Origin of the sequence: Leucobacter viscericola, assembly GCF_011299575.1 — a bacterium.
GTDB lineage: Bacteria > Actinomycetota > Actinomycetes > Actinomycetales > Microbacteriaceae > Leucobacter > Leucobacter viscericola.
Window position 1 is genome coordinate 2,562,402 of record NZ_CP049863.1, and the last position, 14,222, is coordinate 2,576,623.

11 protein-coding genes are annotated in these 14,222 nt (G+C 63.1%); 10 read left to right on the top strand and 1 reads right to left on the bottom strand.

Going from position 1 to position 14,222, the window contains the following annotated elements:
- Positions 1-149: 149 nt before the first annotated feature.
- Positions 150-1,058, bottom strand: a complete 909-nt coding sequence (locus G7068_RS11230; protein WP_166292037.1) for a LysR family transcriptional regulator — start codon at positions 1,056-1,058, stop codon at positions 150-152.
- A 198-nt stretch (positions 1,059-1,256) separates the two neighbouring features.
- Here G7068_RS11230 and G7068_RS11235 point away from each other — a divergent pair, with 198 nt between their 5' ends.
- From G7068_RS11235 to G7068_RS11280, 10 genes are all read left to right on the top strand, one after another.
- The gene (locus tag G7068_RS11235) at positions 1,257-1,700 is read left to right on the top strand and encodes a RidA family protein (RefSeq protein WP_166292038.1); all 444 of its coding nucleotides are present in this window, start codon (positions 1,257-1,259) and stop codon (positions 1,698-1,700) included.
- Positions 1,697-2,377: a DUF1028 domain-containing protein gene (locus G7068_RS11240; protein ID WP_166292039.1), complete on the top strand. Its 681-nt coding sequence runs from the start codon at positions 1,697-1,699 to the stop codon at positions 2,375-2,377. Before G7068_RS11235 ends, G7068_RS11240 begins: the two co-directional genes overlap by 4 nt.
- 2 nt (positions 2,378-2,379) lie before the next feature.
- Positions 2,380-3,525, top strand: a complete 1,146-nt coding sequence (locus G7068_RS11245; protein ID WP_166292040.1) for an amidohydrolase — start codon at positions 2,380-2,382, stop codon at positions 3,523-3,525.
- Between the two features lie 28 nt (positions 3,526-3,553).
- Positions 3,554-4,993: an MFS transporter gene (locus G7068_RS11250; protein ID WP_205881286.1), complete on the top strand. Its 1,440-nt coding sequence runs from the start codon at positions 3,554-3,556 to the stop codon at positions 4,991-4,993.
- 42 nt (positions 4,994-5,035) lie between these two features.
- Positions 5,036-6,526, top strand: coding sequence for an aldehyde dehydrogenase family protein (locus G7068_RS11255; RefSeq protein ID WP_166292041.1), 1,491 nt, complete (start codon positions 5,036-5,038; stop codon positions 6,524-6,526).
- 212 nt (positions 6,527-6,738) lie between these two features.
- Positions 6,739-7,659: a hypothetical protein gene (locus G7068_RS11260; RefSeq protein WP_166292042.1), complete on the top strand. Its 921-nt coding sequence runs from the start codon at positions 6,739-6,741 to the stop codon at positions 7,657-7,659.
- Between the two features lie 205 nt (positions 7,660-7,864).
- Positions 7,865-9,298, top strand: coding sequence for an aspartate aminotransferase family protein (locus G7068_RS11265; RefSeq protein ID WP_166292043.1), 1,434 nt, complete (start codon positions 7,865-7,867; stop codon positions 9,296-9,298).
- A gap of 318 nt (positions 9,299-9,616) precedes the next feature.
- The gene (locus tag G7068_RS11270; protein ID WP_166292044.1) at positions 9,617-11,047 is read left to right on the top strand and encodes a purine-cytosine permease family protein; all 1,431 of its coding nucleotides are present in this window, start codon (positions 9,617-9,619) and stop codon (positions 11,045-11,047) included.
- Entirely contained in the window at positions 11,044-12,690 is a 1,647-nt protein-coding gene (locus G7068_RS11275; protein WP_166292045.1) for an amidohydrolase, read from the top strand. The genes G7068_RS11270 and G7068_RS11275 overlap by 4 nt, the downstream gene beginning before the upstream one ends.
- A 50-nt stretch (positions 12,691-12,740) precedes the next feature.
- Positions 12,741-14,159: a purine-cytosine permease family protein gene (locus G7068_RS11280; RefSeq protein WP_166292046.1), complete on the top strand. Its 1,419-nt coding sequence runs from the start codon at positions 12,741-12,743 to the stop codon at positions 14,157-14,159.
- Positions 14,160-14,222: the final 63 nt, after the last annotated feature.

Below are 14,222 nucleotides of genomic sequence, written 5' to 3' on the forward strand. Positions count from 1 at the left end.
TCTCTTCTCCCTTGAATCGATGAATACTGGGTTGGTGAATAATTCCCAGCAAACAACAGCGCAGCCGCGCTTGGCCAATATGCGTTCGCGGCGCACTGCATCAATTCAGCAGATGTAAGAGTGATGGTCGATCTGTTTTAGAGTTCGTGTTAGGCGACGATGACCTCACGAATTGCCTGCTCCACCGCTCTCGCCCGTGCGGATCGGCGCACCTGCGTGAGCGAGGACACCTCAACGCGCAGGCTCGGCACCGGATCACTAATCTCGACGGCGACGGTTCGCGATCCGGCATAGGTCTCACTGATCTGCGGTCGCTGGTTCAGGATTGAGTACCCCAGCCCCGTCGCAACCATGGATCGCACGGTCTCGTAGCTCGAACTGCGGTAGCGCAGGTTTGGCTCGATGCCCGCCGCCCGCAGCATGCCGAGAAAGTAGTCGCTGCTGCTCGGGAGGTCGAGCAGCACAAACGGATCGGCCGCGAGCTTGGCAAGTGGAACCTGCTTGCGCCCTGCGAGCGGGTGCCCGGCGTGCACGATGACGTGGGGGCGAAACTCCCCGACGACGGTGTTGTCGATCCCCGCCTCCGAGGTGAGGTCGTAGGTGATCGCAAGATCCGCCCGCCCGCCACGCAGAGCAGCGAGACACTCCTCGTGATCCCCCTCGACCACCAGCACCTCAAGGTCTGGGTGTTGGGTGCGCAGCCCGCCGAGCAGTCGAGGGAGTAAAAACGGCGCGAGCGTATTGAAGCAGGCGATGGTGATCTGACCGTGCACCTCGCTCTGGTCGGTTCGGATCGAGTCGATCGTCTCATTGAGCACCCCAAAGAGGCGCTGAGAATCGTGCAGCAGGGTTGATCCGGCGGGCGTGAGAATCAACCCCTTCGAGTGCTGGCGAATGAAGAGTGCAGCCCCCAAGGACTTTTCGAGCTGCGTGATTGCAGTCGACACCGCTGACTGGGCGACGTGTAGCTCTTGGCTCGCCGCGGTCATGTTGAGCGTTTTTGCGCACTCGACAAAGTAGGTGAGCTGCGTGAGTGTGATGGGGAATCGCTGAACCATTGAGGGCCTCCAGGGCAGACGGCGGTGTCGTTGGGCAAGGATGCGTGCGGTGCCCCAGAGCCTAGCAAGAATCTGTTTTCAAGATGAGCTGAGTAACTTTTGCCTATTTTACAGATCGCTTCGCGGTCCCAACAATGGACGTAATACGCGGCTCGCGCCGACAGCGCTCAACTGACAGTGCTCAATGAGGAGGAACCCGTGGCTGAACCGACCCACACGCGCCTGCGAAAGTTCAACACCAAAGACACGTACCCCGAGCAGAACCTCGACAACGATCTCTGCCAGGCGGTCGTTGCAAATGGGGTGGTCTATCTGCGCGGGCAGATCGGGCAGGATCTCGACACCCGCGAGTCGGTCGGCGTAGGTGACGTGGTTGCCCAGACCGAGAGGGCAATGCAGAACATTCAGATGCTGCTCGAGGAGGCCGGGAGCGGGCTCGAGGACATCGTGAAGGTGACGATCTACATCATTGATCCGCGCTACCGCGAAGATGTGTACCGCACGATGGGCAAGTACCTGCGCGGAGTCTTTCCGGTCTCAACCGGCATCGTGGTGCAGGCTCTGGCCCGCCCCGAGTGGCTGGTTGAGATCGACGCGACGGCAGTGCTGAGCTCGCCGGGTCAGGGTGCGGTGGCACAGTGACCCTCTCGCTCATCTTGCGCGATCCCGAGACCGGAGAGTTCGGCTCGGTCATCGCCTCGTCGTCGCCCGCGGTTGCCGCGCGCTGCCTGAACCTGGCCGACGGCGTCGGAGGGGCGAACTCCCAGAACGTGACGGATCCTCGGCTCGGTCCGCAGCTCTTGGATCAGCTGCGCGGTGGAGCAACGGCGCAGCAGGCGATCGCCGCCGTGGTGGACGCCGCCGATCCTACGACCATTGGCTACCGCCAACTGCTGGTGCTCGATGGCGCGGGCCGTGCAGCTGCGCACGCGGGTGACAACGCGCTCGGTATCTTCGGGGCGGTGACACGCGAGAACGCCGTCGCTGGAGGCAACTTGCTGGCGAACCTCGACGTGCTCGACGCGCTGGCCGACGCGGCGCTCGCAGCGAGTGGGCGCATCGAAGAGCGACTGCTCGCGGGATTGCGGGCGGCTGTTGACGCGGGCGGTGAGGCTGGTCCGGTGCACTCCGTGGGGCTTGCCGTGGTTGCTGAAGCTGGCTGGCGAGTTACCGACTTGCGGGTGGACTGGGTCGAAACGGATCCGGTTGCTGCCCTCGCCGAGCTGCTCGAGGTGTGGTTGCCCCAGCGCGACGCCTACGTCGACCGCGGCTTGAACCCCGCTGCCGCGCCCTCGTACGGGGTGCCCGGAGATGATTAGCGATGAGTAGCGACGTGAAGTATCGCGCGGGCGCTCGCGTCGCAGAGGTTTCTGGCGAGTTGATAGCGCTGTCGAATCAGCTGCACGCCGATCCCGAACTGGGTTGGCAAGAGCACAGGTCGTCGGCCGCCGTTGCCGCGGTTCTCGCTGCGCACGGCTTCGCGATTGAGCAGCCGTACCTCGGCGTTGAGACAGCCTTTCGGGCCGTGCGGCTGCCCGCAGCCGCCACCGCGTTCACCGTCGGATTTCTCGCCGAGTACGACGCACTGCCCGGGCTCGGTCACGCCTGCGGCCACAACCTCATCTCGGCGATGTCGGTGGGGGCGGCGCTCGCCGTCGCGGCCGTGGCAGACGAGTTGGGGATCGCCGTCGAGGTGATCGGCACCCCGGCTGAAGAGGGCGGTGGCGGCAAGATCGTGCTGCTGGAGCGCGGGGCGTTTCAGAACCTGGACCTCGCACTGATGGCCCACCCGGCACCCGTCGATGTTGCCGAGGCGCGACCCTTTGCGGTGACCCACTGGCACGTGCGGTATGACGGGCAGGCGGCCCACGCCGCGGCCTACCCAGAGCGCGGAGTCAACGCGAACGACGCGTTTCTCGTGGCGCAGCTCGCGATCGCACTTCTGCGGCAGCAGTTGCCCGCGGGAGTGCGAGTGCACGGTGTGCAGACGCGTGGGGGCGAGGCGCCAAACGCGATCCCCGAGCGAACCGAAGGCCGCTGGTACGTGCGCGCCGAAACAACCGAGCAACTGCTGGAACTCGAGCAGCGCGTGCTGAAGTGCTTCGAGGCGGGCGCGCTCGCGACCGGGGCGACACTCACGGTCACGCCCGAGAGTGAGCGCTACGCCGAGATGCGCACCGACGAGGCAGCGCTGGGCCACTACCGAGGTAATGCGGTGGTGCTCGGGCGCAATTTCGATGTCGATCCGATCGCCGCCACCATGAATCGCGCCTCGACCGATATGGGTAATGTGTCGCAGATAGTGAACGCGATCCACCCCTACATTGGCGTTGGTGGTGAAGCGAGCAATCACCAGCCAGGGTTTGCCGCGGCCTGCGTTGGCGCGGCCGCCGAGCGCACCTTGCTTGACGGCGCGACGGCGCTCGCCTGGACTGCAATCGATGTGGCTCGGGATCGCACAACCTGATCCATCCCCCAATGTAAGGAGCATGTCAATGTCGACAGCAATGCCGCAACGCGAGATCAGCGATCTCGTCGATCAGAAGAGCCTGCGCAAGAACGTCGTTGCCGGATCAATCGGAGTGCTGGTGCACTGGTTCGATTGGGCCGTGTACGCCTACCTCGCGGGCACCCTTGCCACCGTCTTCTTTCCCGAGGAGAATCACACCGCCGGTCTGCTGGCGGCCTTCGCCGTGTTCGCGGTTTCGTTTTTGGTGAGGCCCATCGGCGCGATCATCTTTGGTCGGCTCGGGGATCGGCTGGGGCGCAAGCAGACCCTGTCAATCGTGATCCTCGCGATGGCGCTCGCGACGCTCGTTCTCGGATTACTGCCCAGCTACGATTCGATCGGCATCTGGGCGCCGATCCTGCTCATTGCCACGCGCATTGTGCAGGGCCTCGCCGCCGGCGGCGAGTTCGGCAGCGCCGCCGCGTTTCTGGGGGAGTTCTCGCCCGCGAAGCGCCGCGGTTTTGGCGTGAGCTGGTTGGAGTTCGGCAGCCTGCTCGGCTTTCTGCTCGCCTCGTTTGTGGTCTTCCTGCTGAACCAGGCGTTTACCACCGACGAGATTACCGCGTGGGCCTGGCGGATCCCGTTCCTGATTACCGTGCCGCTCGGGTTCGTGGGCCTCTACATTCGTCGCAAGATTGAGGACACCCCCGAGTTCAAGCAACTGCAAGAGCTTGAGACCGTCTCTCACGCCCCGGTCAAGGAGGTGTTTCAGCGCAACCTGAAACAGTTCATTCAGACCTGTGGCATGGAGATCTTCATGAACGTCACGTTCTACGTGGTGCTCGTGTACCTGTTCACGTATCAAGAGGTCTACATAGGCATCGACGCCGGTCGGGCGGCGCTGCTTTCGACGATGGCCTCGGCTTTTGGGTTGATCGTGGTGCCGCTCGCGGGCATCGCCTCGGATCGCTTCGGTCGCAAGCCCGTGCTGATGACGGCGGCCATTGCGCAGGTCTTGCTTTCGATCCCGATGTTTGCGCTGATGTCGTCGGGAGAAGAGTGGGCCGCGTTTGTGTCGACGCTCGGCCTCGCGCTGATCCTCGCGATTGTGCTCGGTACCCACGCGGTGACCGTGGTCGAGCTGTTCCCGACGCGCACACGGCAGACCGGCCTCTCGATCGCCTACGCCGTTACCGCGGCGCTCTTTGCTGGCACCGCGCCGTACATGCTCACCTGGCTCATTGAAGCCACCGGCAACCACCTGGTGCCGGGTTTCTTCCTCGCCGTGGTTGGGGTTGTCGGGGTGATTACGGTGATCAGCATCCCTGAAACGCGTGGCATCTCGCTCATCAAGGAGCAGGATCTTGAGACCGCCACGGTGCAGATTCCCGCCGCGCTGCTTGAAAGCCCTGGCGCAGACCCCTCGTCATCCTGCGCGAGCGTCAGCGAGTCGCAGGATCTCCCACGAGACTCTGCGACTCACTAGCGCGCACGCAGAGTGACCGAAAGTTAGGAAATAGGAGCCACCATGTCCAAAACCCTCGCCGACTGGCAGTCCGCCGCGGCAGCACTGCAGTTCGACGGTCGTCCGTTCATCGGGGGAGCGCGGGCTGCTGCGCGCTCCGGCAACACCATCGAGAAGGTGAACCCGGCAACCGGTGCCGTCATTTCCCACGTGCACGACTGCGATGCGGCCGACGTTGACGTGGCGGTCGCCGCGGCGCGCGCCGCCTACGAGTCGGGCGAGTGGTCGCGGGCTGGCGCAGCGTTCCGCCGCGAGCGATTGCTGGAGCTGGCCCGGTTGATCGAGGCACGCTCCGACGAGTTTGCGCTCTACGACACCCTCGACATGGGCAAACCCGTGCGAGAGTCTTCCACGGTCGACGCCCCCGGATCCGCTGCCCTCTATCGCTTCTACGGAGAGGCGATAGATAAACAGGAGGACCTGATCCCGGTCACCCCGCCCGGCTCAACCGCCCTCGTGACCCGCGAACCGCTCGGTGTGATCGGCGTGATTGTCGCCTGGAACTACCCGCTCGAGATCGTGACGTGGAAACTCGCGCCAGCGCTCGCCGCGGGCAACGCGGTCGTGGTGAAGCCGCCGGTGGAGGCCTCGCACTCGACGCTGCTGCTCGCCGAGCTGGCGATCGAGGCGGGCATCCCGGCCGGTGTGCTGAACGTGGTGACGGGTCGAGGATCGGTCGTGGGCAAGGCGCTTGCCCTGCACGACGACGTCGACATGCTGGCGTTCACCGGGTCGACCGAGGTCGCGAAACAGCTGCAGCAGTATGCGGGCCAATCGAACATGAAGCGCCTCGCGCTTGAGGCGGGTGGCAAGAGTTCAAACCTGATCTTTGCGGACTGCGAGGATCTGCAGCTCGCAGCCGAGAAGGCGGCGTTCGGCAGCTTCTACAACCAGGGTGAGGTGTGCTCGGCGAACTCGCGCATCTTTGTTGAGCGACCCGTGTACGAGGAGTTCTTGGAGCTGTACGCGGCTGCGGCACGGGCGTACGCTCCGGGGGATCCGCTTGATCCTGAAACGGGGATCGGCTCACTCGTGTCTGAGGCGCACGCCGATACCGTGTGGGCAACCATCGAGAATGCCCGGCGAGACGGTCGCATCGTGACGGGCGGAACGCGCCCGGAGATTGGTGGATCCCGAGCCTTCATCGAGCCGACGATCGTGGCGGACGTGCCCGCCGACCACGAGGTGCACACCCGCGAGATCTTCGGTCCGGTCGCCGTGGTGACCCCGTTCGACACCGAGGAGGAGGCGATCGCGCGCGCGAACGAGACCCCGTACGGGCTGGCGGCTTCTCTCTGGACGGGGTCCCTCGCGCGAGCCCACCGGGTGTCCGCGCGGCTCGTGGCGGGGACGGTCTCAGTGAACACGGTCGACGCGCTCGGCTTCACAACCCCGTTCGGCGGCTTCAAACAGTCGGGCTTTGGCCGCGACCTCTCGGTGCACGCGCTCGAAAACTACACGGACTACAAAACGACCTGGATGCAGTGGGGGTGACCCCGATCCGCCCCGAACTGCCCCGGACCACCCCGAACTGCCCAATCGAGTGCTGCCATATTGCTAGTTCAGCTCGGCTCAACCCGCAATATGGCAACACTCGATTGGCTAGGCGGAGAGACTCAATCTATTGGACAGAAATTCTGTGAGAATATCTTTATTGATTCGGTGCCCGAATCCTGCGGAAAGTGGTCACTTAAGGAGTTATTTCGATGGCGCGAGACTTTCGAGCGAATTTTGCGCGAAAGATCATTCGAGCTGACTATCACCTTGACGACACGTTCCTCGGCGGTATTGCAAATGATTCAGGCGATCCGAGCGCGAAATTCTACCTGAAACTAGACCGGGCGAAGCGAGGCAAATACATTACTAACCGATTCCTTGCTGTCCTTTTGCACGGTTACTCCGCATTCAGCTTCGGTCTCTGGGCGGCGGTTGCGTTAGGGGCCGTGTTCAAGGGTGACGACATAGATGTTGGTGTCGGGATTGTGACCATCGCGATTCTGCTGCTCGGGTGTTTATTCCTCTGGTTTGCCCTCAGAGCGATCTCCTGGCTGCGTTGGATGGTGCGCAACTGGCGCGTCACACAGGTCGTACCGGCCAGCGGAAGTAAGTCGAAGAAGAAGCCCCGCTCGACGCTCGGAAATGACTCGATAATCGGGCAAACGCGATTGGAAAGACCCAGAGCTCATCCGTCTGACGTTCTCGATATTGCGCGTACGTGGTTTATCCAAGAGTTTGTCAGAAAACACGTAAAGGCAGATTATCGTCCGGGTGACAGTCTTCTCATCGGCTACTTTCCGACCTCCACTAATCGTGCCGTTATTCGCTGGTATCCGGAGGAATTCATCGATGGCGGAAAACTGTGGCGGCTGATAATGTTCATCCTTACGTTATTGCCGTTCATGCTGGCTTTTTGGATACTTTGTGCGGTTTTGTCGAGCCTCGAATACTTCTTCATCCCAGTTAACTCCTACTTCTACGTCATCGTTATCTCCATCATGTGGTCAGTGGTCCTGGGGGCACAGGGCTTTATGCGTTGGATGATTCGGAACTGGAACACAAGCAGAGGCAAAAAACTGTCGAAAGACCAGCCGACGCATGAACCAACGGTCCGCTTGCGGTCTCAGTAGTGGGTAGCCGAGAGGTGCTGAGATCATCTCGCTGGGGCTCGGTCGAGACCGAACAGGTTGTGGATGCTCAAACGCGGCTGCATCGCTCTAGATGATGCAGCCCAGCCAATTTAACTATTTTACTGATTGGTTGGGCGCTGTCACGATGGGTTCAATCGGCGGGCGCACCCGCTCTGGTCAGAGTCGACTGAGAGGAAACAGAACTATGACACTGCAGCAGGAACTTGAGGTTGAATTCGTCGAGACAGACGCACCGAGCGGTCTCGCCGAGATTGCCAAGCGGCACCTCGTCATGAACTTCACCCCCGCAAGCAAGTACCGCGAAGACGATCTCCCGATCTTTGTGCGGGGTGAGCACTGCTCGGTGTTCGACGAGAGCGGTCGCCGCTTCTTTGACGGCCTGGCGGGGCTCTTCTGCGTGCAGCTCGGATACACGCACGGTGCAGAGGTGGGCGAGGCGGTTCGGGATCAGCTCGCCACGTTGCCCTACCAGACCACCTGGAGTGTGGCCCATCCTCCTGCAGCGCTCCTCGCGCAGAAGATCGCTCAGCTCGCGCCCGGCGATCTGAATCGCGTCTTCTTTGCCTCGGGCGGTGGTGAGTCGAACGAGGCCGCCATCAAGCTCGCGCGGCAGTACCACATCACCCGCGGCGACCACGCCCGCTACAAGTTCATCGCCCGCCGGGTCGCCTACCACGGCACTAGCTTCGGGGCCATGTCCCTCAACGGCATGACCGACGTGCGCAAGATGTTCGAACCGCTCATGAACGGTGTGCGCCACACGCACAACACTAAGCGCTACCGTCGCCCCGAGGGTGAGACGGCCGCGCAGACCACCGAGTTTCTGCTCGGTGAACTTGAGTCGCTGATCGTGCAAGAGGGATCCGACACTATCGCCGCGATCATCATGGAGCCGCTGCAGAACGCTGGCGGCAGCCTGACCCCTCCCACTCCCGAGTACTTCACTGGAGTGCGGGCCCTCTGCGACAAATACGGGATTCTGATGATCGCCGACGAGGTCATCACCGGGTACGGCCGCCTCGGCTCGTGGTTCGGATCGACGCACTACGGCTTCCAGCCCGACATGATCACCTTTGCCAAGGGCATCGCCTCGGCGTACATGCCGCTCGGCGGTGTGATCGCGAGTGACCGGGTGATCGAGACGGTGCTCGACGGTCCACTCGGCATGTTCAATCACGCGCTCACCTATGGCGGACACCCGGTTGCCTGTGCCGCGGCGCTCAAAAACCTCGAGATCATGGAGCGCGAGGGAGTTGTCGAGAACGTGGCCGCGCTCAGCCCGTATCTCGGCGAGAAGCTCGCTGCGGTGGCATCGAAGCACAAGAACATCGTGGGCGATCTGCGCGGCGACGGCTTCCACCGCAGCTTTGAGCTGGTTACGAACCACGACACGAAGCGCTGGGAAGCCGAGCCTCTCAGTGCTGGTGACTTTGTAGAGGGCCACCTGAACCCGGCGCTCACCGAGGTTGGCCTGCTCTGCCGCGTTGCGATTGACGCCGAGGGCAATCCGCTCGTGCAGGTCTCGCCGCCGCTCGTTATGACCCGCGAGGACATTGACGAGCTGACAGACCTGCTTGACCGCGCCTTCAGTCTGGCTGTGGCGAGCGCGGGACTGTAACAAGCCTGGCCTGGCCCGCCCAATCTGACCTGGCCCTCCCAATCTGACCCGGCCAACTCGACCTGACCCAACCTGTCCTGTCCTGACCTGACCTGACCTGACCGTCTCCCCGTCCCCCCCCAGCCCCAGTTTTGGGGTCAGTTTCTGGTACTAAAACGCTGTTTAGTACCAGAAACTGACCCCAAAACTGGGAGTGGGAGGGAGAGGGAGCGGGAGCGGGAGGGCGGGAGAGTGAAGGGGAGAGGAAAGGGCAGAAGCGAGAGCAGAGAAACAACGCAGAATGACCGGACCCCCACCATCAACGACGATGAGGACCCCATGAGCGAGTACCCCAAGCTGACAACAGCGACCACAAAAATAGTCACCTTCGAACGCCGCCACATCAGGCCGATTCCCGAAGACGAGCGGCACGGCACCACACGGGGCCTCTTCTTCGTGTGGCTCGGCATCAACATGCTGCCGCTCACGGTGGTGACCGGCGCCCTCGGACCGACCCTGTTCGGGCTCTCGCTCGGCTGGACCATCACCGCGGTTATCATCGGCAATGTGATCGGCGGATTCGGCGCCGCCCTGCACGCCTCGCAGGGCCCGCAGCTCGGCATCCCGCAGATGCTGCAGGCCCGGGGGCAGTTCGGCTACTTCGGAGGCAGCCTGCTCGCGCTCATCGCGCTGATCATGTTTCTCGGGTTCTTCGCCTCGAACCTGGTGGTGGCTGCGCAGAGTTTCGCGGCGGTGTTTCACAACGACGCGATTAACGTCGGCATCATTGTCTGCGCGGCTATCGCCCTCGCGGTCGCGATTTTCGGCTACGACCTGGTGCGCAAGCTCATGGCGGTGTTCTCCGTGGTGATCGGCGCGCTTGTTGTCATCTCAATCCTCATCGCGGTTGCAAACCCCGAGACATTCGCCCCACACACCGAGCTCGGCTTCAACGTCGCGGGCTTCTTTGGCATGCTCGCGATCGGCGTCACCTGGCAACTCGCTTACGCACCCTACGTCTCCGACTACTCCCGCTACATGCCAAAAGAGGGCGGCGCGAGGCAGGCGTTTTGGGCCACCTACTCGGGCCTCGTGATCGGCACGGTGCTGGTCATGATTCTCGGTGCACTCGTTGGCCTGACCACAACCGACGGCGACACGATGGCCGCGCTCGGCAGGCTGCTCGGCGGCTTTGGTCCGGTTGTGCTGTTTGCGTTTGGCATCGCCTCCGCCGTCATGAACTCCTCGAACATCTACTCGGGTGTGATGTGCTCCCTGACCGTCTTCGAGACGATCTCGGCCAAGATTCGTATCAACACGAGCAAGCGCGTCATCATGACGATCGCCTACGCGAGCGTCGCGATGCTGGCTGCGCTGCTCGGCAAAGACAACTTCCTCGTGATCTTCGGCGACTTCGTGACTATCCTGCTGTACGTGCTGATCCCGTGGTCGGCCATCAACCTGATCGACTACTTCGTGCTGCGCAAGGGCCACTACAACGTCGACGATATGTTCCGCCGCGACGGCGGGCAGTACGGCAAGTGGGACACGATCGGTCTGGTCAGCTACCTCGTCGGCATCATCGTGCAGCTGCCGTTTATGGTCACCACGATGTACACGGGCCCCCTCGCGGAGCCCCTCGGCTTTGTCGATGTCGCCTGGATCGTTGGCTTCGCGGTTCCCGCGCTCGTCTACGGGCTGTGGAAGCGGGCGGCGATCAGTAAACCAGCGGTGATGGTCGAGGCAGGCGCAGGGACGGGTGCACCATGATCGAACCGCGACTCATCATCACCAATGCGCAGCTGTGGGATCCCGAGCTCTCACCCGCAACGGCACTGGCCGTGACGGGTGAAAGGATCACCGCCATAGGTGTAGACGACGATATCGCTGCACTGGCCGGCGCACGCACGACACGGATCGATGCCGCGGGCGCCGCGATCCTGCCCGGGTTTCACGATGCCCACATTCACGCGCAGGCCGGGGGCCTCGGCCTGCTGGGGTGTGACCTCGATGCCGAGCACTCGGTGGAGGGTTACTCGCGCCTGATCCGCGAAGCCGCCGCGAAGCCCGGTAACTGGTGGGTTGTTGGTTCGGGCTGGTTTGGCGATGCGTTCGAGGGCGGGTTGCCCACTCGTGAGTTGCTTGATGAGTTGGTTCCGGATCGACCAGCGGTGCTGACGAGCCACGATGCTCACGGGGTGTGGGTGAACTCTGCTGCGCTTGAACTCGCCGGGATCACGCGTGAGACACCGGATCCACCAGCGGGGCGGATCGTGCGAGACGAAGCGGACGAGGCGACGGGTGTGCTGTTCGACGCGGCCGGGGAACTCGTGACGCACGCGATCCCGCCCCACAACCCACAACACCTGCGCGAGGCGCTGCTCGCCGCGCAGGAGCGGCTGTTTTCGCTCGGCATTACGGCCTGGCACGACGCGATCCTGGGTGAGTATCTGACCCTGCCCGACTGCGTGCCCTCGTACCTGTCGACGCTGGCCGATGGCTCGCTGAAAGCACGGGTTACCGGGTCGATGTGGTGGCCGCCCACCGAGGGCACCGACTACGTCGGTGAGATGATCGCGAAGGTGCACGAGGCGCAGGCCGACGGGCTCGACGTGCGCAGCGTCAAGATTATGCAGGACGGCATCTGCGAGAACTGCACCGCGGCGCTGGTTGAGCCGTATTGTGAGGTGGCTCCCGAAACTCGGGGCGACTCGGTGATCGCGCCCGACGACCTCAAGACAATCGTCGCCGCGCTCGACGCCGCCGGCCTGAGGGTGCACTTTCACGGGGTTGGCGACCGCGCGGTGCGCGAGTGCCTGGACGCCGTCGCCCACGCGCGGGCCGTGAACGGACCGGGGCAGTGGCACCAGATCGCGCACCTCGACGTGGTCGACCCGGCAGATTTCGAGCGCTTCGCTGAGCTCGACGTGACCGCAAACCTGCAGCCGCTGTGGGCGCGCAACGACCAGGAGATTCTTGAGCGTAAGTTTCCGCTCATCGGGCAGCGTCGCGCGGAGTATCACTTCCCGTTCGGGTCGCTGCAGCGGGCGGGTGCGCACCTCGTGATGGGAAGCGACTGGCCGGTGACCAGCCCGGATCCGCTCTGGGGATTGCACACCGCCTGCACGCGCACTGCTCCGGCGGCCGATGTGCACGCGCTCAACCCGGAATCAAGGGTGCCCGCGCAGCCCGAGCAGCGCCTCGACCTCGCGACCGCGATTCGCGCTTACACGCTCGGGCCTGCAGAGGTCGCGGGTGTTGCGGGCGATCTCGGCTCGATCGCGGTTGGCAAACTCGCGGATCTCGTGATCCTGACCGGGCCGCTCGCGTCAGCGGCAGACCTCGACGGTGTGAGGGTTGCGCGCACGCTGCTCGGCGGCACCCAGGTGTACGCGCGGCCAAACTCCGCGTGATCGTTCGGGATCGGCAACGGTGCTGATCCCGCTTATGTAAGGGGAAACTCGTGAACCAAGAACCACCCGTTGTCACCAAGTCGTTTATACGCTTCGAGCAGCAGCACATCATGCCGATTCCCGAGACGGAGCGAACAGGCACCTCGTGGTCGATCTTCGCGATCTGGGTGGGCCTCAACATGATGCCACTCGCGGTCGTCACGGGCGCGGTCGCGAGCGGGGCCTACGGGCTGCCAATCGGTTGGAGCATCGCCGCGATCCTGATCGGCAACGTGATTGGAGCGTTCGGATCCGCGCTACATGCCTCACAGGGACCGCACCTCGGCATCCCGCAGATGCTGCAGGCTAGAGCTCAGTTCGGTTACCTCGGTGGCAGCCTGTTCGCGGTCATCGCGTTGATCATGTTCTTGGGGTTCTTCGCGAGCATCCTGATCGTGGCGAAGGACTCGCTGCTCGTGGTGTTCCCGGAAATGAACGGCTCGCTGGTCATCCTGGTGTTCGCGGCGATCGGGATCGTGCTCTGCGTGTTTGGGTATGACCTGCTCAAGAAGACGATGACCTGGCTGTCGATCCTTATCGGGGTGACCGTTGCGGTGTCGATGGTGATGCTCTGGACGAAGCCCGAAGCAACGGCTCAACACGCAGATGCGGTGTTCACCTTTGAGGGGTTCTTCGCCGTGCTCGCGATCGGGGTGGTGTGGCAGCTCGCCTACGCACCCTACGTTTCTGACTACACGCGCTACCTACCGAAGGCAACCGGCCCGAAGTCGGCGTTCTGGGGAACCTACCTGGGGCTCGTGGTGAGCTCCGTGTTTGTAATGACGCTCGGTGTGTTGCTCGGGGCCGTGAACCCGGAGAACCCGCTCGCCGCGCTCTCTGACACGCTCGGTGTTGTTGGTGCGTCGGTGCTGATTATCTTTGCGGTGAGCTCGGCGCTGATCAACGGGGTTGAACTCTATTCGGCAGTGATGAACGGGCTCACCGCGCTGCAGTCGAGCTTCAAATCGGTGACCGTGACCACAAGTACACGCGTGACGATGACCCTTGGCTGCGGCGTGATCGCCACCCTCGTTGCGCTGCTGGGCCAGGGTGACTTCATGACGACCTTCGAGGCGTTCCTGACGCTACTGCTCTACGTGCTGATCCCGTGGTCTGCGATCAATCTCGCCGACTTCTTCATCGTGCAGAAGGGTGAGTACGTCATTGCGGACATGTTCATGCGCGACGGTGGTCGCTACGGGCGCTGGAATCGCATCGGGCTGATTAGCTACCTGATCGGGCTGGTCTCGCAGGTGCCGTTTATGATCACGCCGATGTACACGGGCCCGCTGGCCGAGCCGCTGCAGAACATCGATATCGCGTGGTTGGTCGGGTTTGTGGTGACCGGTGCGGTGTACCTCGTGTGGATGCGGGCCGCGCGGAAGCCGGTGATCGAGGGCGAAGCTGCGCTTGCGACGTCCGGGGTCTAGCGGTCTGCACGCTAAACGGGCAAACAAAAGGGCGGGATCAAGCAACTGCCTGATCCCGCCCGA